This is a genomic window from Micromonospora sp. 067-2 (genome assembly GCF_046549295.1).
GTDB lineage: Bacteria > Actinomycetota > Actinomycetes > Mycobacteriales > Micromonosporaceae > Micromonospora.
In genome coordinates this window covers 491,704-518,078 of the sequence record NZ_JAJPWB010000004.1, presented here as the reverse complement: position 1 = coordinate 518,078, position 26,375 = coordinate 491,704, and the positions used below count along the sequence as shown (strand labels likewise).

Annotated in this window: 20 protein-coding genes and 1 tRNA gene; 20 read left to right on the top strand and 1 reads right to left on the bottom strand. The window is 72.2% G+C overall.

The window, feature by feature from the left end:
- Nucleotides 1-32 precede the first annotated feature (32 nt).
- The 19 genes from ACLJN9_RS12155 (at nt 33) to ACLJN9_RS12065 (ending at nt 25,427) form a co-directional block, all read left to right on the top strand.
- A complete protein-coding gene (locus ACLJN9_RS12155; RefSeq protein ID WP_410811454.1) occupies nt 33-1,541 on the top strand; it encodes a sugar ABC transporter ATP-binding protein in 1,509 nt (502 codons plus the stop codon).
- Nucleotides 1,538-2,665, top strand: a complete 1,128-nt coding sequence (locus ACLJN9_RS12150) for an ABC transporter permease (RefSeq protein WP_410811320.1) — start codon at nt 1,538-1,540, stop codon at nt 2,663-2,665. The genes ACLJN9_RS12155 and ACLJN9_RS12150 overlap by 4 nt, the downstream gene beginning before the upstream one ends.
- 98 nt (nt 2,666-2,763) lie before the next feature.
- Nucleotides 2,764-3,816 carry a substrate-binding domain-containing protein gene (locus tag ACLJN9_RS12145; RefSeq protein WP_410811319.1) on the top strand — a complete coding sequence of 351 codons (1,053 nt, stop codon included), beginning with the start codon at nt 2,764-2,766 and terminating at the stop codon, nt 3,814-3,816.
- A 53-nt stretch (nt 3,817-3,869) separates the two neighbouring features.
- A complete protein-coding gene (locus tag ACLJN9_RS12140; protein ID WP_410811453.1) occupies nt 3,870-5,063 on the top strand; it encodes a Gfo/Idh/MocA family protein in 1,194 nt (397 codons plus the stop codon).
- Between the two features lie 530 nt (nt 5,064-5,593).
- Nucleotides 5,594-6,760 carry an inositol-3-phosphate synthase gene (locus ACLJN9_RS12135; RefSeq protein WP_410811318.1) on the top strand — a complete coding sequence of 389 codons (1,167 nt, stop codon included), beginning with the start codon at nt 5,594-5,596 and terminating at the stop codon, nt 6,758-6,760.
- Nucleotides 6,744-7,757 (top strand): SCO3242 family prenyltransferase, encoded by a 1,014-nt coding sequence (locus ACLJN9_RS12130; protein ID WP_410811317.1) that lies wholly within the window; start codon nt 6,744-6,746, stop codon nt 7,755-7,757. Before ACLJN9_RS12135 ends, ACLJN9_RS12130 begins: the two co-directional genes overlap by 17 nt.
- Entirely contained in the window at nt 7,754-8,734 is a 981-nt protein-coding gene (locus ACLJN9_RS12125; protein ID WP_410811316.1) for a sugar phosphate isomerase/epimerase family protein, read from the top strand. The genes ACLJN9_RS12130 and ACLJN9_RS12125 overlap by 4 nt, the downstream gene beginning before the upstream one ends.
- Nucleotides 8,735-8,811: 77 nt before the next feature.
- On the top strand, nt 8,812-9,420 hold the full coding sequence (locus ACLJN9_RS12120; protein ID WP_410811315.1) for an EboA domain-containing protein: 609 nt from the start codon (nt 8,812-8,814) through the stop codon (nt 9,418-9,420).
- Nucleotides 9,421-10,275, top strand: coding sequence for a TatD family hydrolase (locus ACLJN9_RS12115; RefSeq protein WP_410811314.1), 855 nt, complete (start codon nt 9,421-9,423; stop codon nt 10,273-10,275).
- Nucleotides 10,275-11,474: a metabolite traffic protein EboE gene (eboE, locus tag ACLJN9_RS12110; protein ID WP_410811313.1), complete on the top strand. Its 1,200-nt coding sequence runs from the start codon at nt 10,275-10,277 to the stop codon at nt 11,472-11,474. The genes ACLJN9_RS12115 and eboE overlap by 1 nt, the downstream gene beginning before the upstream one ends.
- A complete protein-coding gene (locus ACLJN9_RS12105) occupies nt 11,471-12,892 on the top strand; it encodes an alkaline phosphatase family protein (protein WP_410811312.1) in 1,422 nt (473 codons plus the stop codon). The genes eboE and ACLJN9_RS12105 overlap by 4 nt, the downstream gene beginning before the upstream one ends.
- Entirely contained in the window at nt 12,889-13,956 is a 1,068-nt protein-coding gene (locus ACLJN9_RS12100; protein ID WP_410811311.1) for a polyprenyl synthetase family protein, read from the top strand. Before ACLJN9_RS12105 ends, ACLJN9_RS12100 begins: the two co-directional genes overlap by 4 nt.
- A gap of 222 nt (nt 13,957-14,178) precedes the next feature.
- Nucleotides 14,179-17,052, top strand: coding sequence for a PQQ-dependent sugar dehydrogenase (locus ACLJN9_RS12095; RefSeq protein ID WP_410811310.1), 2,874 nt, complete (start codon nt 14,179-14,181; stop codon nt 17,050-17,052).
- A 77-nt stretch (nt 17,053-17,129) separates the two neighbouring features.
- Nucleotides 17,130-19,247: a ThuA domain-containing protein gene (locus ACLJN9_RS12090; RefSeq protein ID WP_410811309.1), complete on the top strand. Its 2,118-nt coding sequence runs from the start codon at nt 17,130-17,132 to the stop codon at nt 19,245-19,247.
- A 1,209-nt stretch (nt 19,248-20,456) separates the two neighbouring features.
- Nucleotides 20,457-21,644: a sensor histidine kinase gene (locus ACLJN9_RS12085; protein WP_410811308.1), complete on the top strand. Its 1,188-nt coding sequence runs from the start codon at nt 20,457-20,459 to the stop codon at nt 21,642-21,644.
- Nucleotides 21,641-22,318, top strand: coding sequence for a response regulator (locus ACLJN9_RS12080; RefSeq protein ID WP_410811307.1), 678 nt, complete (start codon nt 21,641-21,643; stop codon nt 22,316-22,318). Before ACLJN9_RS12085 ends, ACLJN9_RS12080 begins: the two co-directional genes overlap by 4 nt.
- A 90-nt stretch (nt 22,319-22,408) precedes the next feature.
- On the top strand, nt 22,409-23,350 hold the full coding sequence (locus tag ACLJN9_RS12075) for an ABC transporter ATP-binding protein (RefSeq protein WP_410811306.1): 942 nt from the start codon (nt 22,409-22,411) through the stop codon (nt 23,348-23,350).
- Nucleotides 23,347-24,180 carry an ABC transporter permease gene (locus ACLJN9_RS12070; protein WP_410811305.1) on the top strand — a complete coding sequence of 278 codons (834 nt, stop codon included), beginning with the start codon at nt 23,347-23,349 and terminating at the stop codon, nt 24,178-24,180. The genes ACLJN9_RS12075 and ACLJN9_RS12070 overlap by 4 nt, the downstream gene beginning before the upstream one ends.
- Nucleotides 24,181-24,419: 239 nt before the next feature.
- Entirely contained in the window at nt 24,420-25,427 is a 1,008-nt protein-coding gene (locus ACLJN9_RS12065; RefSeq protein WP_410811304.1) for a sugar phosphate isomerase/epimerase family protein, read from the top strand.
- Between the two features lie 64 nt (nt 25,428-25,491).
- Here the strand turns inward: ACLJN9_RS12065 and ACLJN9_RS12060 are convergent, their stop codons facing one another.
- Entirely contained in the window at nt 25,492-25,908 is a 417-nt protein-coding gene (locus ACLJN9_RS12060) for a hypothetical protein (RefSeq protein WP_410811303.1), read from the bottom strand.
- A 258-nt stretch (nt 25,909-26,166) separates the two neighbouring features.
- Between ACLJN9_RS12060 and ACLJN9_RS12055 the strand changes: the two genes are divergently transcribed.
- Nucleotides 26,167-26,239: transfer RNA gene (locus ACLJN9_RS12055), tRNA-Asn, on the top strand.
- Nucleotides 26,240-26,375: the final 136 nt, after the last annotated feature.

The following is a 26,375-nucleotide window of genomic DNA, read 5'->3' as shown; positions in this document are numbered from 1 at the left end:
TCGAGGCTCCCGCAGACACCGTCGCGGGCGAGGTGGTCCTGCGCCTCACCGATCTGGTCAAGACCTTCCCCGGCGTACGCGCGTTGGACGGCGTACAACTGGAGGTGCGCGCCGGTGAGGTGCACTGCCTGCTCGGGCAGAACGGCGCCGGCAAGTCCACCCTGATCAAGGTGCTCTCCGGGGTGCACCAACCGGATTCCGGGCAGGTCGAGTGGCGTGGTGAGCCGGCCGCCTTCGCCAACCCGCAGGCCGCGATGCGCGCCGGCATCGCCACCATCTACCAGGAGCTCGATCTCGTCGAGGATCTCTCGGTGGCGGAGAACGCCTTCCTGGGTCACGAGCACCGCAGTTTCGGGTTCGTCCGGCGCGGCACGATGGCCCGGCACACCCGGCAGATCCTCGGTCGGCTCGGCCACGGTGAGATCCCGCCGGGGCGGATGGTCCGGTCGCTTCCCGCCGCCGGTAAGCAGATCGTCAGCATGGCCCGCGCGCTGTCGCACGAGGCTCGACTGATCATCATGGACGAGCCGAGCGCCGTGCTGGCCCACGACGAGGTCGGCAACCTGTTCCGGATCATTCGTGAGTTGACCGCTCAGGGCATCGCCGTCATCTACATCTCCCACCGCCTGGAGGAGATCCGCGAGATCGGCGACCGGGTCACCGTACTCAAGGACGGCCGGACCACGGCGGCCAACCTGCCGGCGCGCGACACCCCGACCCGCGACCTGGTCAGCCGGATGACGGGCCGCACCATCGAGTACGTCTTCCCGGACCGGCCCACCGACGACACCGTCGGCGCCGATCTGCTCCAGGTGGAGGGGCTGACCCGTACCGGCGAGTTCGCCGACGTCTCGCTGACGGTGCGCGCGGGCGAGATCGTCGGCATCGCGGGCCTGGTCGGCTCCGGCCGCTCCGAGTTGCTGGAGACCATCTACGGTGCCCGGCTCGCAGAGACCGGGGTGGTCCGGATGGACGGGCGGGTGCTGCGTCCCGGCGTCGGCGCGGCGGTGCGGGCCGGCATGGGGATGGCCCCGGAGGAGCGCAAGAGTCAGGCGCTGCTGCTCGGGGAGCCGATCTACCGCAACGTCACGCTGGCCACCTTCGGCCGGTACGCGCGGCTCGGCTTCACCGACGCGGCGAAGGAACGGGCCGAGGCGGACCGGATCGCCGAGAGTCTGGAGCTGCGGCCCCGGGACGTCAATCGGCCGGTACGCACGCTCTCCGGCGGCAACCAGCAGAAGGTCGTGGTCGGGCGGTGGCTGCTCGGCGGCACCAAGCTGTTGCTGCTGGACGAGCCCACCCGGGGCGTGGACGTCGGCGCCCGGGCTGAGCTCTACCAGGTCATCCGGGCGTTGGCCGCCCAGGGCGTCGGGGTGCTGCTGGTCTCCAGCGAGGTGCCCGAGGTGCTCGGTCTGGCCGACCGGGTGCTGGTGATGCGGGAAGGGCGGGTCGTCCGCGAGGCAGCGGCCGGCGAGCTCGACGAGAACACCGTGCTCGACCTCGTGATGGCGGGGTCACTGATGGAAGGCGCACCGGCATGAGCGACGCGACTCCCACTCCCACCGCGACATCGGAGCGCCCGCAGCTTCCGGCGCAGTCGCCACCGGTGGAACCGGCGGAGACGGCGGTGGCCAGCGACAAGGCAGCATCCACGGGTCGGCTCTCCTGGTGGCGGGGGGACGGCGGCGACGGCGCCAAGCGAAACCTCGGTCTGGTCGGTGTGCTGGCCGCGCTCATCGTGGTCGGCGCGGTCACCAAACCCGACCTCTACGGCGACCCGAACTGGGTCTGGAACAACGTCCTGGCCATCCTGCAGCTGGCCTCCGTCGTCGGTGTGGTCACCGTCGGCATGACCTTCGTGATCATCGGCGGTGGGATCGACCTGTCGGTCGGGGCGATCGTCGCCCTCGCCGGGGTCTGGTGCACGACGGTGGCCACCCAGAGCTACGGCGCCGCTGGAATGATCTTCACGGCCCTTATCGTCGGCATCTGCGTCGGCCTGGTCAACGGCGTGCTCATCTCGTACGGGCGGCTGGTGCCGTTCATCGCGACGCTCGCGATGCTGGTGGCCGCGCGTGGTCTCGCGGCGTCGATCTCCAACAAGCAGACCCAGGTGTCGGGCAGCACGTTCATCAACGACATCGCGGCGCGCAAGGTGCTCGGGATTCCGATCCTCGTCTACATCCTCGGCGCGGTGGTCCTGGCCGGGTGGGTCCTGCTCAACCGGACGACGTTCGGTCGGCGGACCATTGCGGTCGGCGGCAACCCGGAGGCCGCGCGGCTGGCCGGCATCAACGTCCGCCGGCACACCATGCTGCTCTACGCGCTTTCCGGCCTGTGCTGCGGCATCGCCGCCATCATGCTCACCTCGCAGGCCACCTCGGCGCAGGCGGCGATGGCCAACCTGTACGAGCTGGACGCGATCGCCGCGGCGATCATCGGCGGGACGCTGCTCAGCGGTGGTCGGGGCACGATCGTCGGCTCGCTGTTGGGCGTCATCATCTTCGCCACCATCACGAACCTCTTCGCCATCAACGGCCTCTCCATCGAGGCGCAGAACATGGTCAAGGGCGGCATTATCGTCGCCGCCGTCCTGGTCCAGCAGTTCCAGTTCAAGTCATTCACTCGGCTCCTCGCGCGGAACAGGCTCACCACCACACCCTGATGCACCGCACGTTGTTCCTGGCGACGTCGAGAAGCCTCGACAGTGGCCGGGCCCCGCACACCCTCATCCACTCACATCCCGCTCCCAGGAGGTCGTTCATGACCCAGCACAGTCGCGACCTGTCGCGCCGCCGGTTGCTCTTCGGTGGAGCCGCAGTCGGCGCCGCCACCCTGCTCACCGCCTGCACCAGCAACGACACCCCGGCGGCCAGCACCCAGACCAAGGCCGCCGGAGACAGCGCCGGCAACAACGCCCCGGGCAAGAAGGTCGTCATCGGCTTCTCGGCCCCGGCCGCCGACCACGGCTGGATGGGCGCGATCCACGCCAACGCCAAGGCCCAGGCCGGGGCCTACTCGGACGTGGAGTTCAAGGAGGTCGACGGTGGGTCGAACTCCGAGGCCCAGCGCTCCACGCTCGGCACGCTGATCGCCCAGAAGCCGGACATCATCGTCGTGCTGCCGCACGACGGCAAGGAGGTCAACGCCGTCGCGCTCCAGGCGATGCAGGCGGGCATCCCGATCGTCAACCTCGACCGCGCCTTCCCCGACGCGCTGGCCTCGCGGCTGGTCATCAAGGGTGACAACTACGGCATGGGCGTCTCCGCCGGCAACTACATCGGCAAGCAGCTCAAGGACAAGGGTGTCAGCGACCCGGTGATCGGTGAGATCGCCGGTCTGGAGATCCCGCTGACCGTCGAGCGAAGCGCCGGCTTCGCGGCGGCCCTGGCGACGTACGGGTTCAAGGTGCGCAACCGTCGCTCGGCCGAGTTCACCTCGGACAGCGGCCAGCGCGAGGCGGCCCAGCTGCTCCAGGCGCTGCCCAAGATCGACGCGATCTGGAACCACGACGACGACCAGGGCATCGGCGTGCTCGCCGCCATCAAGCAGGCCAACCGCACCGAGTTCTTCATGGTCGGCGGCGCTGGCTCGAAGCTCGCGATCGACGCGATCAAGGCCGACAACAGCGTGCTCAAGGCGACGGTCACCTACAACCCGTCGATGGCCTCGTCGGCGATCTCGCTGGCGCGACTCATCGCGCAGGGCCGGGGTCTGGGCGACTTCACGGAGCTGCAGGTGCCCAAGGAAGTGACGCTCGCCTCCGAGACGATCACCAAGGAGAACGCCGGCAGCTACGAGAAGCTCGGGTTCTGACACACGGGGGGAGACCCACCTTGTCCACGACAGACAAAGAACTGCGGGTCGGCATGGTCGGCTACGCGTTCATGGGCGCCGCGCACTCGCAGGCGTGGCGCACCGTGAACCGCGTGTTCGACCTCCCGGCGCGGGCCCGGATGGCGTTGATCTGCGGCCGGGACACCGGGAAGGTCGCCGATGCCGCCGACCGGCTCGGTTGGGACGCGTACACGACGGACTGGCGTGACCTGATCAACCGGGACGACATCGACGTGGTCGACGTCTGCACCCCGGGCGACAGCCACGCCGAGATCGCCCTCGCCGCACTGGCCGCCGGCAAGCACGTCCTGTGCGAGAAGCCGTTGGCCAACACGGTGGCCGAGGCACGTGCGATGACCGCCGCGGCGGAAACCGCCCGGGTCGCCGGGGTCCGATCGATGTGCGGGTTCAACTACCGACGGGTCCCGGCGGTCACGATGATGCGCCAGATGGTCGCCGACGGGCGACTCGGGGTGATCCGGCACGTCCGGGCGACGTACCTGCAGGACTGGATCGTGGACCCGCAGTTCCCGCTGGTCTGGCGGTTGCAGAAGGACAGGGCGGGCTCCGGCGCGCTCGGTGACATCGGCGCGCACATCATCGACCTGACCCAGTTCGTCACCGGTCAGCGGATCACCGGCGTCAGCGCGGTGACCGAGACCTTCGTCAAGGAACGGCCGTTGCCGGCCGGGTCGAGCGGGTTGGCGGCCACCCTGGACGGCGGCGGTCCGGTCGACGGCAACGGTCCGACCACCGGGAGGGTCACCGTCGACGACGCCGCGGTCTTCGTGGCCCGCCTGGACGGTGGCGCCCTGGCCACGTACGAGGCGAGCCGGTTCGCCACCGGCCGCAAGAACGCCCTGCGTGTCGAGATCAACGGCTCACTGGGCAGCGTGGTCTTCGACCTGGAACGCCTCAACGAGCTCGAGTTCTACGACGCCACCCGGCCCACCGTGGAACAGGGGTTCAACCGCATCCTGGTGACCGAGGGTGAGCACCCGTACATGTCGGCGTGGTGGCCCCCGGGCCACATCATCGGCTACGAGCACTCCTTCACGCACCAGATGCGGGACTTCGTCGAGGCGATCGCCACCGGTGTCGACCCGACTCCCTCGTTCGCCGACGCGTTGCAGGTCCAGCTGGTGCTGGACGCGGTGACCCGATCGGCGGAGATCGGCTCCTCCTGGACCGAGGTGGAACCGGCGCTGGCCGCAGTGGCCGTCTGACAGTTGTCCATCCGCGATGGCGGTGCTCGCGCCGCCATCGCCCGACCGGCTTTCCGGAGCCGACCGGCGAGGGACCGGCCGCGGTTTGCGCCCCGCGGCCGGGACGAGGTCGGCACCGGAGGGTGTGCGGCCGGGCCACAGGGCCCGGTGGCGCACGAGCAGGACGGTCGTCCGGTGCGGCCGGACCGGGATTCCCCGGCCGCACCGGGAGACCGCCACCACCCGGCGACACCTCGGAGACGCCGGCCTGAGACGTCCGGCCGGGGTGTGCCAATGCCCCGATCGGCTGGATAGCGGGGGAGGCAGGGTCAGACGCCGACAGACCCTGCCTACCAGCCCCGTCTGCCTGCACCCGTACCGGGAGCCGGTCCGACGTCGTCGCCGCCGACGCCGACGTCGGAATCCGGTGTCCTTCCGGTGCGAGGCGGGCGGGCGGGGCCCATCCACCTAGGCCGTATCTTTTCGAGAAATATTCTGATATTCCTATATTTAGCTTCACCGACGGTTCCTCCTGAACGGGAAGGAGCACCATGCGAACGGGTGTCTGGCTGGTAGGAGCGCGCGGTTCCGTAGCGACCACCAGCATCGTCGGAGGGCTCGCGCTGCGAGCCGGCCTGGCCGGGTCGACCGGCTGCGTCACCGAGCTTCCGGACCTGCGCGGCCCCGCCCTGCCGTCCTTCGCCGACCTGGTCTTCGGCGGGCACGACCTGTCCACCACTCCGCTGTGCAAGCGGGCCGAGGCATTGGCCGACACCGGTGTCATTCCCGGCCGGCTGGTCGCCGCGCTCCCCGACGAGCTGGCCGCGGTCGAGCAGGAGCTGCGCCCGGCGCCGGTCGGCGCCACCCAGGCCGACCGGGCCGCCGCCGTGGTCCGTGATCTCACCGCCTTCCGCGAACGGCACGGGCTGGACCGGGTGGTGGTGGTCAACGTCTCCGCCACCGAACCCGCCCCCCGACCGCACCCCGGGCACGCCGATCCGGACGCCCTGCGCGCCGCCCTCACCGGCCCGGACGAGGTGCTGCCACCCAGCTCGCTGTACGGGTACGCGGCGCTGCTGGCCGGCTGCCCGTACGTCGACTTCACCCCGTCCACCGGGCTGCGGCTGCCGGCCCTCACCGCGCTGGCCGAACAGGTCCGGCTGCCGTACGCCGGGCACGACGGCAAGACCGGAGAGACCCTGGTCAAGTCGGTGCTCGCGCCGATGTTCGCGATGCGCAACCTGGCCGTGCGGTCCTGGTCCGGGGTCAACCTCCTCGGCGGCGGCGACGGCGCCACACTGGCCGACCCGGCCGCCAACGCGGCCAAGGTGCAGAGCAAGCAGCGGGTGCTCGGCGAGACGCTGGGCTACGTGCCGCAGGGCGGCACCAGGATCGAGTACGTCGAGGAGCTGGGCGACTTCAAGACCGCCTGGGATCTGATCACCTTCGCGGGTTTCCTCGGCACCGGGATGCGGATGGAGTTCACCTGGCACGGCTGTGACTCCGCCCTGGCCGCGCCACTCGTGCTCGACCTGGCCCGACTCACCGCCGCGGCGCACACCGCCGGTCACGTCGGGCCGCTGGCCGAGTTGGGCTTCTTCTTCAAGGACCCGCTCGGCACGCCCACGCACTCGCTGGCCGAGCAGTGGGCCCGACTGGTCGACTTCACTGCTCGGCTGCACGCCGGTCGGGACGGTGCCCATGACCACGCTGGCTGACCTTGCCGAGCTGGTCCGGGCGCCGGCCGCCCTGTCGGTGCCCGGGGACGTGGTCGCCGGGGCGGCGGCGGCCGGCGCGCTGACCCGACGTACGCCCGCCCTGGCCGGTGCCTCGGTGCTGCTCTACTGGGCCGGCATGGCCGCCAACGACTGGGCCGACCGCCGGCTGGACGCCGTCGAGCGGCCCGAGCGGCCCATCCCCAGCGGCCGGGTGGCGCCGGCCGCCGCGGTCGGGCTCGCCGCCGCCCTCACCGCCGCCGGCGTGGGCGTGGCCGCCGCCGTGGGCGGTCGCCGCGCCGCCGCCCTCGCGGTGCCGCTGGCAGCCACCATCTGGGGGTACGACCTGCTGGCCAAGAACACCGCTGCCGGGCCGGCCGTGATGGCCGCCTGCCGAGGGCTGGACGTGCTGCTCGGCGCGTCCGGCGGCCGGTTGACCCGGGCGCTGCCGTCGGCGGTGACCGTTGCCGCGCACACCTGGACGGTCACCGCGCTGTCCCGCCGCGAGGTCACCGGCGCCGACGTGGCCCTGCCGCTGCGCACCCTGGCCGGCACCGCCGTGGTGGCCGCCAGTGCCGTCGTCCTGGCCCCCGCCACCCGGCCGGTTGCCGCCGGTGGTGTCCGGCCCGTCGCCGCCGCCCGCCGCGCGGGTCCGACCGCGAGCGGCGGTCCGGCCGGTGCCGGTGCCGGTGGCGGTGGCGGTGGCGGTGGCGGTGCCGGTGGCGGTGGCGGTGGCGGCCGAGCGTGGTCGCTGGGTCCTGCGGCGCTGCCCGCGGTTCTGGCCGGCTGGTACGCCGTCCGCTATGGCACCGCCCAGGCCCAGGTGGTCCGGGACCCGTCGGCCGGCCGGGTACGCGCCGCGGTCGGCGCCGGCATCACCGGACTGCCCGCCCTGCAGGGGGCGCTGACCGCGCGCGGCGGCGCGGGCCTGCTCGGGCTGGCCGTCGCGGCGGCGGCGCCGCTGGGTCGGCGACTGGCCCGGAAGGTCTCCCCGACGTGACCGCGCCGCAGCCCCGCTCCGCGCCACCGGTCGACGCCTCGACGCTGCGCCTCGGGTACGGGACCAACGGCTTCGCCAACCACCGGCTCGACGACGCGCTCGCCGTCCTCGCCGACCTCGGGTACGTCGGAGTGGCGCTGACCCTGGACCACGACCACCTCGACCCGTTCGCGCCCGGGCTCATCCGCCGGGTCGCCGCCGTCAGCCGGCGGCTCGACGAGCTGGGCCTCGCCGTGGTGATCGAGACCGGTGCCCGCTACCTGCTCGACCCGTGGCACAAGCACGCCCCGACGCTGCTGCACGACGACCCGACCCGGCGGATCGAGTTCCTGCGTCGGGCCGTCCGGGTCGGCGCCGATCTCGGCGCGGAGGCGGTCTCCTTCTGGGCCGGCGTCCGCCCCGCCCCGGTACCACCGCAGACCGCCTGGGACCGGCTGGTGGCCGGCTGTGCCGCCGTGGTGGACGCCGCCGACACCGCCGGCGTCACCCTGGGCTTCGAGCCGGAGCCGGGGATGCTGGTCGAGGACATCGCCGGCTGGCGCCGGTTGCGCGCCGCGCTCGGCGACCCGGCCCGATTCGGCATCACCCTCGACATCGGACACTGCCGGTGCCTGGAGCCGTGGCCGGTGCCGCAGTGCGTGCACGAGGTGGCCGAGCACCTGGTCAACGTGCAGATCGACGACATGCGCCGGGGGGTGCACGAGCACCTGGAGTTCGGCACCGGCGAGATCGACTTCCCGCCGGTCCTGGCCGCGCTGCGCGACGCCGGCTACCGCGGCCTGGTCGCCGTCGAGCTGCCCCGGGACTCGCACGCCGCGCCCGCCGTGGCCGCCCGGTCGATCGACTTCCTGCGCGCCGCCGCGGCCCGGGCCGCCGGCCTCGGCGGGAACGAGGACTCCGCCGAGCCCCTTTGCTCTGCTTCAGCGGACGCAACAGCCACTGTCCGAATACCGGACGGTGGCCGTCGCCTGGGTTGAAGCAGAGCAAAGGGGTGCGTGTCTGGAGACCTGCCGAGCACGCGGAGCACGCCGGGCAGCACGAGGGAGGGGACGGCATGACACCGGATTCACTACGGGCCGCGCTGCGGGGCGTACCCGATCCCGACTGGCTGGACACGGCGCTGCGCCGGGTCGCGGCCGAGCCCACCGCGATCATCCGGCTCTTCGCGGCCGCTGGCCGGCGGTGCGGGCGGGCCGCGCTGCCCGACGCCCCCGACTGGACCGCCGACGACGCGGCCCGGGTGCTGCTGCTCACCGCCCTACCCGTCGAGCACGCCGCGTACGTCGACGCCCTCTACCGCCACGGCGACGCCGGCGAACGGCGGGCCGTGCTGCGCGCCCTGCCGCTGCTGCCGATCGGCTCCGCCGGGGTGCCGCTGCTGCACGACGCGATCCGGACCAACGACACCCGGCTGGTCGCCGCGGCGCTCGGCCCGTACGCCCGGCACCTCGACCCGGCGGCCTGGCGGCAGGCCGTGCTCAAGTGCGTGTTCTCCGGCGTGCCGCTGAATGCGGTGGCCGACCTGGACACCCGCGCCGACACCGAGTTGGCCGCGATGCTGGCCGCGCTGGCCGCCGAGCGGCACGCCGCCGGTCGGGAGCTGCCCGCCGACGCCACCGACCTGCTCGACCGGCTCACCGCCCGCACCCCCACGGAGGCGTGAATGCGCATCTTCGACCCGCACATCCACATGACCTCACGCACCACGGACGACTACGAACGGATGGCCGCCGCCGGGGTCAGGGCGGTGGTGGAGCCGGCGTTCTGGTTGGGCCAGCCGCGCACCAGCGTCGCCTCGTTCGCCGACTACTTCGACTCGTTGATCGGCTGGGAGCCGTTCCGGGCCGGGCAGTTCGGTGTGCGGCACCACGCCACCGTGGCACTGAACCCCAAGGAGGCCAACGACCCGCGCTGTCGTGCGGTGCTCGACCTGCTGCCGCGCTACCTGGACAAGGACGCGGTGGTGGCGGTCGGCGAGATCGGGTACGACTCGATGACCCCGGAGGAGGACGAGGCGTTCGCCGCCCAGCTCGCGCTGGCCGTGGCGCACGACCTGCCGGCACTGGTGCACACCCCGCACCGGGACAAGGCCCGGGGCGTCGAACGAACCCTGGCCGTGGTCAACGAGTCCGGCATCGACCCGGGCCGGGTGGTGGTCGACCACCTCAACGAGGTGACCGTCAAGCTCGTCCGGGACACCGGATGCTGGCTGGGCTTCTCCATCTACCCGGACACCAAGATGACCCCGCTGCGGATGGTCGAGCTGCTGCGGGAGTACGGAACGGACCGGATGCTGGTCAACTCGGCCGCCGACTGGGGGCGCTCCGACCCGCTGCTGACCCGGGCCACCGGTGAGGCGATGCTGCTGGCCGGCTTCGGCGACGACGACGTCGACGAGGTGCTGTGGCGCAACCCGGTAGAGTTCTACGGGCAGTCCGGTCGGCTCGACCTGGCCGACGAGGAGACCACCGCCGTGGACCCGCGGACCGGCAACTCGATCCTGCGCGGCGGCAGCTGATGCGGCTGCGGCACGCCGGCGGCGACACCGTCCACCTCGGCTACTGCACCAACGTGCACCCCGCCGAGCAGTTCGCCGGCATCCTCGCCCAACTGGACACCTACGCCGTGCCGGTCCGCGAGGCGCTCGGCGGCGACCTGCTCGGGCTCGGCCTGTGGCTGGCCGCGCCGGTCGCCGCCGAGCTGGCCGCCGACCCGGCGCTGCGCCGCCGGTTGCGCGCCGAGCTGGACGTGCGAGGGCTGGAGGTCGTCACCCTCAACGGCTTCCCGTACGCGGCCTTCCAGGCGCCGGTGGTCAAGCACGACGTCTACCGACCCGACTGGACCACCGAGCGGCGGTTGACGTACACCCTGGACCTGGCCCGGGTGCTCGCGGACCTGCTGCCCGACGACGCGGCCCGCGGGTCGATCTCCACCCTGCCGTTGGCCTGGCGCCAGCCCTGGGGCGCCGACCAGGCCGATGCGGCCCGACGTCGGCTGGACCAGCTCGCCGCCGGCCTGGCCGCTGTGCAGCGCGACACCGGCCGCGAGGTGCGGGTCGGCTTCGAACCGGAGCCGGGCTGCGTGGTGGAGAGCACCGGCCAGGCCGCCGCGCTGCTGTCCGGCATGGACACCGACCGCCTGGGCGTGTGCCTCGACCTGGCCCACCTGGCCTGCGCCTGGGAGGAGCCGGCCGAGGCACTGCAACGACTGCGGACGGCCGGCCTGCCCGTGGTCAAGGTGCAGGTTTCCGCCGCCGTGGAGGCGGCCGACCCGGCCGGCGGCGCCGACGCGTTGCGCCGCTGGGTGGAGCCGCGCTTCCTGCACCAGACCCGGGGCGCCGGCTGCGCGGGCGGGTCGGACCCGGCCGATCCGGCGTACGCGGCCGACGACCTGGACGAGGCGCTCGACGCGGCGCTGCCCGGTGCGTGGAGGGTGCACTACCACGTGCCGCTGCACGCCCCACCCGAGGAACCGCTCGGCTCGACCCTGCCGGTGCTCCGCGCGGCACTGAGAGCGCTCTTCGACGGCCCGACCGCCGGCTGTGACCACCTCGACGTGGAGACGTACACCTGGGGGGTGCTGCCGGCCGCTCGGCGGCCTGGCACCGACGGGGAGCTGGCCGCCGGCATCGCCGCGGAGCTTGCCTTCGCCCGGGACGAACTGGTCGGCCTCGGCCTGACCGCAGAGCGAACCGTGAGCATGGGGGTGACGCGATGAGCCGGCGACTGGTGGTGCTCGACGTGGTGGGGCTGACCCCGCGGCTGCTGGCGCACATGCCACGGCTGCGCGGGGTCGCCGACGGCGGCTTCTCCGCCGAGCTGGGCACCGTGCTGCCCGCGGTGACCTGCTCGGTGCAGTCCACGTTCCTCACCGGCGAGCCGCCGAGCGGGCACGGGATCGTCGGCAACGGGTGGTACTTCCGGGAGCTGGGTGAGGTGTTGCTGTGGCGGCAGCACAACGCGCTGGTCGGTGGGGAGAAGCTCTGGCAGGCGGCCCGCAGGGCCGAGCCGGGCTACACCGTCGCCAACGTCTGCTGGTGGTACGCGATGGGCGCGGACGTCGACTGGACGGTCACCCCACGCCCGGTGTACTACGCCGACGGGCGCAAGGAACCGGACTGCTACACCGACCCGCCGGAGCTGCACGACGCGCTCACCGGTCGGCTGGGCACCTTTCCGCTGTTCACCTACTGGGGGCCGACGGCCGGGCTGCCGTCGTCGCGGTGGATCTGTCAGGCGGCCGAGCAGATCCTGGCCGACGTGTCACCGGACCTGACGTTGGTCTACGTCCCGCACCTGGACTACGACCTGCAACGGTTCGGCCCGTCCTCGGCGCAGGCCGCGGCCGCGGCGGCTGAGCTGGACGCGGTGCTCGGGCCGTTGCTGGACGCCGCCCGGGCGCGCGACGCCACCGTGGTGGTGCTGTCCGAGTACGGCATCACCGACGTGTCCCGGCCGGTGGACGTCAACCGGCTGCTGCGCGCCGAGGGGCTGCTGCGGGTGCACACCCAGGCCGGCATGGAGTACCTCGACCCGTGGACGTCACGGGCGTTCGCGGTCGCCGACCACCAGGTGGCGCACGTCTACGTCCGGGACCCGGCCGACGTGGCGACGGTGGCGAAGCTCTGCGCCGGGCTGCCCGGCGTGGCCGAGGTGCTCGACGCCGAGGGCAAGGCCGCGCACGGGCTGGACCATCCGCGCGCCGGTGAACTGGTGCTGGTGGCCGAGCCGGACGCCTGGTTCACCTACTACTACTGGCTGGACGACGCCCGCGCCCCGGACTTCGCCCGGCTCGTGGAAATCCACCGCAAGCCGGGTTACGACCCGGCCGAGCTGTTCTTCGACCCGGCCGCGCCGGGAGCGGCGAAGCGCCGGGCAGGCGTCGCCCTGGCCCGCAAGAAGCTGGGCATGCGCTACCTCATGAGCGCCATCGGCCTGGACGCCGGCGCACGGGCGGTACGCGGCTCGCACGGGCGGCTGCCGACCGACCCGGCGGACGCCCCGGTGCTGCTCTGCTCCGACCCGGCCGCCGCGCGCGACCGGATCGCGGCCACCGAGGTCAAGGGGCTGCTGCTGGAGCTGGCCGGGCTGGCCGTCGACGGCACGCAGGCGGACCGGCCGGGGGAGAAATCATGACGGTCACCGTCGCGCCGGCCGACGCGAGTGGGCTGCGGGCGCGCTTCGACGCGGAGTTGGCCGGTTTCCTCGACCGGCAGGGCCCGGACTGGCCCGACGGCGCGCCGCGAGGCGTGTTCACCGCGCTGTACCGCTTCGTGCTCGCCGGCGGGAAGCGGCTGCGTCCGCTCTTCTGCTACTGGGGCTGGCGTGGCGCCGGGGCGTCCGACGGCACCCCCATCGTGGTGGCCGCGGCGGCTCTGGAGCTCTTCCACGCGTTCGCGCTGATCCACGACGACATCCTGGACGGCAGCGACCGCCGCCGGGGCGAGCCGTCGGTGCACCGGCTCTTCGCCGACCTGCACGCCCGATCGTCGTGGCGCGGCGACCCCGAGACGTACGGGCGCAACACCGCGCTGCTCTGCGGGGATCTCTGCGCGGCCTGGTCGGACCAGATGTTTCACGAGTGCGGCCTGAGCACCGAGCAGGTGCACCGGGGGTACGGGGTGTTCGCGTTGATGCGGACCGAGGTGATCGCGGGGGAGTACCTGGACCTGGTCTCCGGGGTGGGTGACGGCTCGGTGGCCAGCGCTCTCACCGTGATCCGGATGAAGGCGGCCCGTTACACGGTGACCCGGCCGTTGCAGATCGGCGCGGCGCTGGCCGGCGCGGGGCCGGAGCTGATCGCCGCGCTGGGCGAGTTCGGTGATCCGCTGGGCGACGCGTTCCAGCTCCGCGACGACGTGCTGGGCGTCTTCGGCGACCCGGCGGTCACCGGCAAGTCGGTCCTGGACGACCTGCGCGAGGGCAAGGCGACGGTGATGATGGCGCTGGCCCGCAGCGCAGCCGACCGGCAGCAGACCGCCCGGCTGCGGGAGCTGTTCGGCAACCCCGCGTTGGACGCCGAGGGCGCGGCTGAGCTGCGCGGAATCATCGAGGCGACCGGCGCCCGGGAGCGGATCGAGCAGATGATCCGGGTCCGCACCGAGGCCGCGCTGGCCGCGCTGGAAAACGCGACGGTGGCCGCGGAGGCCCGTGCCGCTCTGGTCGCGCTGGCCGGGCAGGCGATCGACCGCCGCGCCTGAGCTGAGCGACTTTCAGTTGAATCGACGAAAGTTCACGGCGATTCGGCGGAAGGTATAGACACATCGACACGTGCAATTTAGTGTCGTGGCCAACACGACAATGTTTCGTCGAGGTGAACCGGCGGCGCGGTAAGCATCGATACCACCCCACCACCGCTACGGCATCTGGCGCGACGGCGCGCGCCCGGCCTGGCAGTCATTCGTCAGGAAGGGACAGCACAAATGTCCATGAAGGACGCTCCCACTCATCGATCCCGACGATGGTTCTCCGCCGGATCGGCACTGCTGTTGGCGGCCACGGCCGGCACTGTCGCCCTCGGCGCCGGCCCGGCCGCAGTCGGCGGCCCGACCGCCGCCCAGGCGCACCCGATCAACGCCACCGACTTCCAGCAGGTCGAGCTCGCCCGCGGTGTGGCCGACATGGGTGAGCCGATGTCGCTGGCCGTGCTGCCGGACCGCTCGGTCCTGCACACCGCCCGCAACGGTACGCTGCGCCGCACCGACTCGGCCGGCAACACCTCCGTGATCGGCACCCTGGCGGTCTACACCCACGACGAGGAGGGGTTGCAGGGCGTCGGGGTCGACCCGAACTTCGCCAGCAACCGGCAGATCTTCCTCTACTACGCCCCGCCGCTCTCCACCCCCGGCGGCGACGCGCCCGCCACCGGCACCGACTTCTCGGCCTGGCAGGGCGTCAACCGGCTCTCCCGGTTTACCCTCAACGCCGACTTCACCGTCAACCAGGCCAGCAAGGTCGACGTCCTCGACGTGCCGGCCGACCGCGGGTTCTGCTGCCACGTCGGCGGGGACATCGACTTCGACGCCGCGGGCAACCTCTACCTCTCCACCGGCGACGACAGCAACCCGTTCGACTCCGCGGGCTACTCGCCATTGGACGAGCGGACCAACCGCAACCCGGCGTACGACGCCCAGCGCAGCGCCGGCAACACCAACGACCTGCGGGGCAAGATCCTGCGGATCAAGGTGAACACGAACGGGACGTACTCGGTCCCCACCGGCAACCTGTTCGCGCCCGGCACGGCGAAGACCCGGCCGGAGATCTACGCCATGGGCTTCCGCAACCCGTTCCGGATCAGCGTGGACAAGGCCACCGGCGTCGTCTACGTCGGCGACTACGGGCCGGACGCGGGCTCCACCAGCGCCACCCGTGGGCCGTCCGGTCAGGTGGAGTTCAACCGGGTCCCCTCGCCGGGCAACTACGGCTGGCCGTACTGCACGGGCACCAACACCACCAACGAGACCTACAACGAGTGGGACTTCGCCGCCAACACCGGCGGGGCCAAGTACAACTGCGCCGGCGGGCCGACCAACAACTCGTTCCGCAACACCGGCCTGGGCACGCTGCCCGCGGCCAGGCCGGCCTGGATCCGGTACGCCGGCGACGCCGGCACCCCTCCGGAGTTCGGCGGCGGCTCCGAGTCGCCGATGGGCGGCCCGGTCTACCGCTACAACGCCTCGTCGACCTCGACGACGAAGTTCCCCCAGTCGTTCGACGGGCAGTTCTTCGCCACCGAGTTCGGCCGTGGCTGGATCAAGCCGATCCACGTCAACGCCGACGGTTCCCCGGGAACCATCGACACCTTCCCCTGGGTCGGTAAGCAGGTGATGGACTCGGCGTTCGGCCCGGACGGGGCGTACTACGTGCTCGACTACGGCACCGGCTACTTCAACGGTGACGCCAACTCCGCGCTGTACCGCTTCGACTACGTCGGCAGTGGCAACCGGGCGCCCAGCGCCACGGCCAGCGCGAACAAGACCTCCGGTGCCGCGCCGCTGGCGGTGACGTTCTCCTCGGCCGGCTCGTCCGACCCCGAGGGCGGCGCGCTGACGTACTCGTGGAACTTCGGCGACGGCACCAGCTCGACGGCGGCCAACCCGTCGAAGACCTACACCGCCAACGGCACCTACACCGCGACGCTTACCGTACGGGACCCGCAGGGTGCCACCGGCAGCGCCAGCGTGACGATCAGCGTCGGCAACACCGCGCCCACGGTGACCATCAACAACCCCGGCAACGGGCAGCTGTTCAGCTTCGGCGACACGGTGCCGTTCAGCATCACGGTCACCGACCCGGAGGACGGCACCATCGACTGCACGAAGGTCAAGATGACCTACGTGCTCGGGCACGACCAGCACGGTCACCAGATCACCTCGAAGACCGGCTGCTCCGGCACGATCACCATCCCGGTCGACGGTGAGCACGACGACGCGGCGAACATCTTCGCCATCTTCGACGCCGAGTACACCGACGCCGGCGGGCTGACCACGCACACCCAGCACACGCTGCCGCCGCGACACCGGCAGGCCGAGTTCTTCGGCACCTCCTCCGGGATCAACGTGTTCAGCAAGACCGCGGCCGAGGGCGGCAAGACCGTCGGCGACATCAACAACGGCGACTGGATCGCGTTCCAGCCGTACCGGCTGGGCAACGTGACCTCGTTCAGCGCCCGGGTCTCCTCGGGCGGCGCCGGTGGCACCCTCCAGGTCCGGGCCGGCTCGGCCACCGGCACGGTGCTCGGCTCGGCCACGGTCCCCGTCACCGGTGGCTGGGAGACGTTCGCCACCGTCACGGGGGCGATCACCAACCCACCCACCGGCACGACCACGCTCTACCTGACCTTCGCGGGAACGGGCACCGGAGCGCTCTACGACGTGGACGCGTTCACGTTCACCACCGGCAGCGGTGGCACCGGCGGGACCGGTCCGATCACCGGCCTGGCCGGCAAGTGCCTGGACGTCCGCAACGCCGCGACGGCCGACGGCACGCAGATCCAGATCTACACCTGCAACGGCAGTGCGGCGCAGACCTGGACCGTGACGCCGAACTCGACGGTCAAGGCGTTGGGCAAGTGCCTGGACATCTCCGGTGGCGGATCCGCCGACGGCACGAAGATCCAGCTCTGGACCTGCAACGGATCCGGTGCCCAGAACTGGTCCGCCCAGGCCGACGGCACCCTGCGTAACCCGCAGTCGGCCAAGTGCCTGGACGTGTCCGGAAACAGCTCCGCCGACAGCACCGCCGTGCACCTGTGGACCTGCACCGCAGCCGCCAACCAGAAGTGGACCCTGCCCTAACCGAGTGAGCGTGCGGGGGCCCCGACGGCCCACCCCCCCGGTCCGCCGGGGCCCCCGCCACCGAAAGGGAGAGCGACATGCGCAGATTCCTGCGACCCGTCCTCGGCGCGGCCACCGCCGTCCTCGCCGTCCTTGCCTGCACCACGCCGGCCACCCCGGCCAGCGCCGCCGACGCCCCCTACGACGTGCTGGTCTTCTCCAAGACCGCCGGCTTCCGCCACGACGCGATCCCGGTCGGCATCCAGACCATCCGGGACCTGGGCGCGGCGAACAGCTTCACCGTCACCGCCACGGAGGACGCCGCCGCGTTCACCACCGCCAACCTCAACCAGTACGAGGCGGTGGTCTTCCTCAACACCACCGGCGACGTGCTCAACGCCAGCCAGCAGACCGCCTTCGAGTCGTACATCGGCTCGGGCCACGGGTACGTGGGTGTGCACGCGGCGGCCGACACCGAGTACGACTGGCCGTTCTACGGCAACCTGGTCGGCGCGTGGTTCGCCTCGCACCCGGCCATTCAGCAGGCCAACGTCAAGGTGGAGGACCGGGGGCACGCGGCCACCGGACACCTGCCGCAGACCTGGACCCGCACCGACGAGTGGTACAACTACCAGACCAACGCCCGGTCGACCGCGCACGTGCTGGCCACCCTGGACGAGTCGTCGTACTCCGGCGGTGGAATGGGCGCCGATCACCCGCACTCGTGGTGCAAGAGCTACAGCGGCGGCCGGTCCTTCTACACCGGCGGCGGGCACACCCAGGCGTCGTACGCGGAGCCGGCCTTCCGGGCACACCTGCTCGGTGGCATCCGGTACGCGGCCGGTCGGAGCAAGGCCGACTGCCGGCCCGAGACCGGCTACACGTCGCTCTACAACGGCTCGACCGCCGGCTGGTCGCAGGCCGGCCCGGGCAGCTTCACCAACTCCGACGCCACCCTGACCTCGGTGGGTGGGCTGGGCCTGTTCTGGTACAACGCCAAGGAGTTCACCAACTACTCCCTGAAGCTGGACTGGAAGCTGGCCGGCGACGACAACTCTGGCGTGTTCATCGGTTTCCCCCCGTCGACTGACCCGTGGTCGGCGGTGAACAACGGCTACGAGATCCAGATCGACGCCACCGACGCGGCCGACCGCACCACCGGCGCGGTCTACACGTTCAAGTCCGCCGACATCGCGGCCCGGGACGCGGCGCTCAACGCGCCGGGCGAGTGGAACACCTACGAACTCCTGGTCGAGGGTGAGCGGCTGCAGATCTTCCTCAACGGAGTGAAGATCAACGACTTCACCAACACCAACCCGGCCCGCTCACTGGCCGGCCACATCGGCATCCAGAACCACGGCAACGGTGACGACGCCTCATTCCGCAACGTCCGGATCAAGGAGCTGGGCACCACCCCGCCGCCCACCGGAAACACCACAGTTCAGGCCGAGGCGTTCAGCTCGGCCAGCGGGGTCACCCCGTTCACCAAGGCGGGCGCCAACGGCGGCCAGACGCTCGGCTACATCGACCCGGGTGACTGGGCCGCGTACAACGGTGTGAACCTGACCGGGGTCACCTCGTTCACGTCGCGGGTCGTCTCCGGCGGTGCGGGCGGCACCATCCAGGTGCGAACCGGCTCGGCCACCGGCCCGGTGCTCGGCTCGGTCGCGGTGCCGAACACCGGCAGCTGGACGACCTATGCCAACGTCACCACCACGCTGTCCAACGTCCCGTCCGGGACCCAGAACCTCTACCTCACGTTCACCGGTAGCGGCACGGGGCTCTTCGACGTGGACGACTTCACGCTGGTCAAGGGTGGCGGCGGCGGCACGCCGGGGGTCGGGGCGGTCAAGGGCCTGGGCGGCAAGTGTCTGGACGTGCGCAACGGCGGCACCGCCGACGGCACGCAGATCCAGATCTACACCTGCAACGGCAGTACGGCGCAGACCTGGACCGTGACGCCGAACTCGACCGTCAAGGCGCTCGGTAAGTGCCTCGACGTGTCGGGCAGCGGTACCGCCGACGGCACCAAGATCCAGCTCTGGACCTGCAACGGCACCGGCGCGCAGAACTGGGCGGCCCAGGTCGACGGCACCCTGCGCAACGCCTCGTCGAACAAGTGCCTCGACGTCTCCGGCAGCAACTCGGCCGACAGCACGATCGTGCACCTCTGGACCTGCAGCGGCGCGGCCAACCAGAAGTGGACGCTGCCCTGACGGGCTGAGCGCGCAGGGGTCGCCCGCCATGACGAGTGACCCTTCCGCCAACCCCAGGTGATCCGGCCCGCCAGGCGTCCCCCGCCCGGCGGGCCGGTTCAGCTCCCGGCTCCCGGCTCCCGGCTTCCGGCTTCCGGCTCGCGGCTTCCGGCTCGCGGCTCGCGGCTTCCGGCTCGCGGCTCGCGGCTTCCGGCTCGCGGCTTCCGGCTCGCGGCTTCCGGCTCGCGGCTCGCGGCTTCCGGCTTTCGGCTTCCGGCTCGCGGCTTCCGGCTCGCGGCTTCCGGCTCGCGGCTCGCGGCTTCCGGCTCGCGGCTCCCGGCTCCCGGCTCCCGGCCCCCGGGATCCGGAGACCGGGGGCTGTGGGGTGGACGGGCGGAGGCGATGCCGCTCGGATGAGCGTGATGCCCGTGAGTCATCTCTATGCCTCACGGGCATCACCGCTTTCGGCGAGCCAGACCCGGGTCGAGGGGCCGACGCCGAGGGTCCGGGTCGAGGGTGGAGGCGATGCCGCTCGGTTGAGCGTGATGCCTGTGAGGCATTTTGATGCCTCACAGGCATCGCCGCTCCTGGCGGGGCCGGGCCCAGGCCGAGGGTCGAGGGGCCGGGGCAGGATGCAGGAGGTAGTACCGCTCGGTTGAGCGTGATGCCTGTGAGTCATCTTTATGCCTCATGGGCATCACCGCTCCGGCGGGACCGGGACTGGAAAAGGGAGAGATCGGAGCCGGGGCGGGGCCAAGGCGAGGGCGGGGCCAATACGGCGGGGCCAAGGCGAGGGCGGGGCCAATACGGCGGGGCCAAGGCGAGGGCGGGGCCAATACGGCGGGGCCAAGGCGAGGGCGGGGCCAATACGGCGGGGCCAAGGCGAGGGCGGGGCTAAGGCTGGGCGGGGCTGAGGCGCGGGGCCAAGGCTGGGCCGGGCTGAAGCGGGGGCCAAGGCTGGGCCGGGCTGAGGCGGGGGCGGGGGCCGGGCCGGGCGGAGGCGGAGGCGGAGGCGGAGGCCAGGCCGGGCTGAGGCGGTTGGCCAAAGGCTGGGCCGGGCTGAGTCGGGGGCTGGGGCAATGCCTGGCCGGGCCGTGGACCGACGGCGGGCAACGAGGCTGGGCCGGATCCCTGGCCGAGGCCGCCGATGGCGCGACGGCAGGCCGAGGTGGGGACGCGCGTTGCCGACACCCGGGCCGGCGCACAGCCTGCTGCCGTACCTTGACCGGCATGGAGCGTTTCGCGCGGTGGCGTCTGCTGGCGCGGGCGCATCCAACGGTCGCCGACGTGCTGCTGGCCGGCGCGCTGTTCGTACTCTCGCTGCTGCCGGTCGACCCGCCGGGCGGTCCGGCGCGCGCGCCGCTGAGCGGCGGCGCGGTGCTGATCGCTCTGGTCGGCTGCGCGGCGCTGGCCCTGCGTCGCCGCCATCCACTGCCGGTGCTCGCCGTGGTCACCGCCGCGGTGGTGCTGGCACTGCTCACCGACCACGGCCGCGGACCGTTCGTGATCTCGGTGGCCATCGCCGCGTACACCGTGGCGACCCTGACCGACCGGCGGACCGCCGGCGTCGCGGGCGGGGTGAGCGCACTGCTGGTCGGCCTCGCGGCGGTTGCCGCCCTCGGCGTGGCCTGGCTCGACCCGGCGGTGGTGGTGCTGCTGCTGTGGTTCGGCGTCGCGGTGGCCGGTGGTGACGCGGTCCGCAGCCGCCGCGCCTACGTCGTCGTGCTGGAGGAGCGGGCCCTGCGGGCCGAGCAGACCCGGGAGGAGGAGGCCCGGCGGCGGGTCGCCGAGGAGCGGCTGCGCATCGCCCGGGAGCTGCACGACGTGGTCGCGCACCACATCGCGTTGATCAGTGTGCAGGCCGGCGTGGCCGGGCATCTGCTGCGCGGGCAGCCGGAGGCGGCCGAGGAGGCGCTGGCCCACGTCCGCGCGGCCAGCCGTACCGTTCTCGACGAGCTGGCCACCCTGCTGGGGGTGCTGCGCCGCGCCGACGAGCCGGGCGCGGAGACCGAGCCGGCGCCCAGCCTCAATCGTCTGGACGCGCTGGTCGAGGGCTTCGCCGCCGGCCAGCCGGTGCACTGGACCCTCGCCGGGCAGCCCCGACCGCTGCCCAGCGCGGTGGACGTCGCCGCGTACCGGATCATCCAGGAATCGCTGACCAACGCGCACAAGCACGCCCCGGGCGCGCGGGTCGCGGTTCGGCTGCGCTACGACCCCGAGGGCATCACCATCGAGGTACGCGACGACGGCGTCGACCCCGCGCCGGCCGACCACGGAACGCCGGGCGCCGGGCTGGGGCTGCTCGGTATGCGTGAGCGCGCCGAGACGGTGGGTGGCAGCTACACCGCCGGCCCGCGCCCCGGCGGCGGCTTCCTCGTCCGCGCGATCCTGCCCGCTCCCGAGGAGATGGCCGAGTGACGATCCGGGTGCTGCTGGCCGACGACCAGAAGCTGATCCGCGCCGGCTTCCGGGCGCTGGTCGACTCCGCGCCGGACCTCAGCGTGGTGGGTGAGGCGGCCACCGGCCGGGAGGCGGTCGACCTGGTTCGCCGTACCCGCGCCGACGTGGTGCTGATGGACATCCGGATGCCGGAGCTGGACGGTCTGGCCGCGACCGAGGAGATCACCGCCGATCCCGAGCTGGCCGGGGTACGGGTGCTGATCCTGACCACCTTCGAGGTGGACGAGCACGTCTTCCGCGCGTTGCGGGCCGGTGCGAGCGGGTTCCTCGGCAAGGGGGTCGAGCCGGCCGAGTTGCTGGACGCCATCCGTACCGTCGCGGCCGGTGAGGCGCTGCTCTCCCCGACGGCCACCCGTGGGCTGATCGCCCGGTTCCTGGCCCAGCCGGAGGCCGACCCGCGCGCCGACCCGCAGCGGCTGCGGGCGCTCACCGAACGGGAACGCGAGGTGCTCGCGCTGGTCGCCGCGGGACTGTCCAACGAGCAGATCGCGCAACGGCTGGTGGTCTCGCCGCTGACCGCCAAGACGCACGTCAACCGGGCGATGACCAAGCTCGGCGCTCGGGACCGGGCGCAGCTCGTGGTGATCGCGTACCAGAGCGGTCTGGTCCGGGTGGCCGAGCCGCCGCGGTAGTCGGGCGGTCGGCGTACCACGGTCGCGGTATGCCGAAGTGTCCGCCGCTGGCCGACGTCGCGCCCCGGGTACGCGGGCCATCGTTGGCCCATGATTGAGGTGACCAACCTGAGCAAGCGCTACGGCGACAAAGTCGCCGTGGCGGACGTGACGTTCCAGGTCCGGCCCGGCATCGTGACCGGCTTCCTCGGCCCCAACGGCGCCGGCAAGTCCACCACCATGCGGATGATCCTCGGCCTGGACGCGCCGAGCGCGGGCACGGTGACCGTCAACGGCCGCCGGTACGCCGAGCACCCCGCCCCGCTGCGCGAGATCGGCGCGCTGCTGGAGGCCCGGGCCGTGCACACCGGCCGTTCCGCGCGTAACCACCTGCTCGCCATGGCCGCAACCACCGGCATTCCCCGGCAGCGGGTCGACGAGGTGATCGACCTGGTGGGGCTGCGCGAGGTGGCCGCCAAGCGGGCCGGTGGCTTCTCCCTCGGCATGGGCCAGCGGCTCGGCATCGCGGCGGCCCTGCTCGGCGACCCGAGGGTGGTGATGCTCGACGAGCCGGTCAACGGCCTCGACCCCGAGGGCATCCTGTGGATCCGCAACCTGCTCAAGGGCCTGGCCGCCGAGGGGCGGACGGTCTTCGTCTCCTCCCACCTGATGAGTGAGATGGCGTTGACCGCCGAGCACCTGGTCGTCATCGGCCGGGGCCGGTTGATCGCCGACGTGCCGGTCGCCGAGTTCGTGGCGCAGGCCGCGCACGACACCGTACGGGTGCGCTCGCCGCAGGCCGGCATGCTGCGCGACCTGCTGGTCGGGCCGGACGTGACGGTGACCGGCGGCGAGCCGGGCCTGCTGGAGGTGACCGGCCTGACCCTGGAGCAGGTTGGGGACCGTGCCGCCGCGGCCGGCCTCACCCTGCACGAGCTCTCCGCGCAGCAGACCTCCCTGGAGGAGGCGTTCATGACCCTCACCCGCGACGCGGTGGAGTACACCGCCGAGCCGACCGCCGGGAGAGTCCCGGCCGGAAGGACCGCCCGATGACCGCCGGCACGCTCGCCCCCCGTACCGCCACCATCCCGGCCGACGCCCGGGTCACCTGGTGGCGGGTGGTCCGCTCAGAGTGGATCAAGTTTCGTTCGTTACGCTCCTCCTTGATCATGCTGGCGGCCAGCGTGGTTCTCCTGGCCGGCCTGGGCCTGGCCTTCTCCGCCGTACTGGCCAACAACCCACCCCAGCCCGGCGGCCCGACAGCCCCCGGCGGTCCGTCCTCCCTCGACCCGCTGGGCGCGAGCCTCGGCGGGGTGAACCTCGCCCAACTGCTGATCGGCACGCTCGGTGTGCTGCTGGTCGCGGGGGAGTACTCCACCGGCATGATCAGGTCGTCGCTGGCCGCCGTACCGAGGCGCTGGCCGGTGCTCGGCGCGAAGGTCGTGGTTCTCGCCGCCGTCTCGTTCGCGGTGTTCGCACCGGTCGCGGTGCTCACCTTCCTCGGCGCCCAGGGCATCCTCGGCGCGGACGGAATCTCGCTCGGCGACGAGGGCGTGCTGCGGGCGGTGCTCGGCGCCGCCGTCTACCTGGCCGGCATCGGGGTGCTCGGCATGGCGTTGGGCGCGTTGCTGCGCAACACGGCCGGTGCGATCACCAGCCTGGTGGCGTTGCTGCTCGTGGTGCCCGGCGTGACCTCGCTGCTGCCGGACAGCTGGTCGGACGCCATCTCGCCGTACCTGCCGTCCAACGCGGGCGCGGCGATCACGTCGATCACGTCCAGCTCGGGCCAGCTCTCCCCGGACGCCGGCCTGGCGGTCTTCGTGGGCTGGCTGGTGGTGTCGGTCGGCGCGGCGACGCTCGCCCTGCGCCGCCGCGACGCCTGAGGGGTCCGGCGCCGGGCTCCCGCGAGGCCGCGGGGCTTTCGCGGGGCGGCGGGGCGCACATAGAGTGTGGGCGGCGACCCTGGTGGTGGCCGGTGACCCGGTGGGAGGCGCAACCCGCCGGGCCCTGGTGTGTCCCGCACTCACCGGCGCTCCGCCACGGTCGTCACCGCACCGGCTCGGCCGGTCACCTCGCCCCGGTCCCGCACACGGAATCCCCATCACATCAGGGGAGAAGGACAATGGCGCGACCCATCACGCTCTTCACCGGCCAGTGGGCCGACCTGCCGTTCGAGGAGGTCTGTCGGCTCGCCTCCGAGTGGGGCTACGACGGTCTGGAGATCGCCTGCTGGGGCGACCACTTCGAGGTCGACAAGGCGCTGGCCGACGACTCGTACGTCGACCGCAAACGGGAGACCCTGGCCAAGCACAACCTGAACGTGTACGCGATCTCCAACCACCTGGTCGGGCAGGCGGTCTGCGACCACCCCATCGACGAGCGGCACCAGGACATCCTGCCCGGCCGGATCTGGGGCGACGGCGAGCCGGAAGGCGTGCGCCAGCGGGCCGCCGAGGAGATCAAGGACACCGCGCGGGCGGCGGCGAAGCTCGGTGTCGACACCGTCATCGGCTTCACCGGCTCGTCCATCTGGCACACCCTGGCCATGTTCCCGCCGGTGCCGCCGTCGATGATCGAGCGCGGTTATCAGGACTTCGCCGACCGGTGGAACCCGATCCTCGACGTGTTCGACGAGGTGGGGGTGCGGTTCGCCCACGAGGTGCACCCCAGCGAGATCGCGTACGACTACTGGACGACGAAGCGGGCGCTGGAGGCGATCGGCAACCGGCCGGCGTTCGGGCTGAACTGGGACCCGTCGCACTTCGTCTGGCAGGAACTGGACCCGGTGAACTTCATCTTCGACTTCGCCGACCGGATCTACCACGTCGACTGCAAGGACGCGAAGGTGCGTACCGGGGATGGCCGGCGCGGCCGGCTCGCCTCGCACCTGCCGTGGGCGGACCTGCGCCGCGGCTGGGACTTCGTCTCCACCGGGCACGGCGACGTGCCCTGGGAGGACTGCTTCCGGGCGTTGAACGCGATCGGCTACGCCGGCCCGATCTCCATCGAGTGGGAGGACGCGGGGATGGACCGGCTGGTCGGCGCCCCGGAGGCGTTGCAGTTCGTTCGTCGGCTCGCCTTCGACGCTCCGAGCGCCGCCTTCGACGCGGCGTTCAGCAGCAAGGACTAGACCGCACCCGGACAGACCACGGGCCGGTCGCCCTGCGGCGACCGGCCCGTGAGTGTGCGGGTGGTCAGAGCGTGCTGGCGTTGGTGCCCGAGCCAGCCGGCTTGGTGCGGGGGGTGGTGGTCGACGGCGACCCGGAGGTCGTGCCGACCGTGCTGCTGGTGCCCGCCGAGCCGGAGCCCGCCTTGGCGCCCAGTGTGGCGGGCGTGCCGGCGAACGCGTCGTCGGCAGCGGTCAGCTGCTGCGTGCTGGTGCTGCCGTTGCCCAGCTTCTCGCCCAGCTTCGTCTGGCCGAGCTTGTCCTTACCCTCGCTGTAAAGCCGGTTGGCCTGGGCCTGCGCGACCCCGGCCGCCTCCTGGACGGTCGGGTGGTCGAGCACCTTGCGGCCCCGGACCACGAGCTCTTCGTACTTTTCCCGGCCGGCACGAGCGCCCAGGACGAATCCCGCAGCCAGCCCGCCAAGGAACATGATCTTTCCGCGCATGGCGGCTCCTTCCGTACCTGACGCGCTGTCGTCCCGGCGGTTGCCCGTCGGGAGCGACCAATTCGCGCCTGCGTCCTCTGTCCGCAGCTAACTACCCATCCTGCTACCCGCTCATACCTGCTTGTGCGGGGATGACGATTTATCCGGATTGTCGCTGGGTCGCCGGGGGCGGAACCCACTGGACCGCCACCCCCGAATGTCCTGTACTCTTGTCCCGTCGCAGGGCACCGGGGAGATCCGGCGCCGGGCGATGTTCGATCCCCTGTAGCTCAATTGGCAGAGCAGCCGGCTGTTAACCGGCAGGTTATTGGTTCGAGTCCAATCGGGGGAGCTTTCCACCAACGCCCGTCGGCACGCGCCGACGGGCGTTCGTGCGTACCCGGGCGACGCTCTCCGATCATGGAAGTGTCCTGCCCGCCTCGCCGGGGATGGGTGTTTGGGCCTCCCTGGGGTTTCCTGCCCGGCAG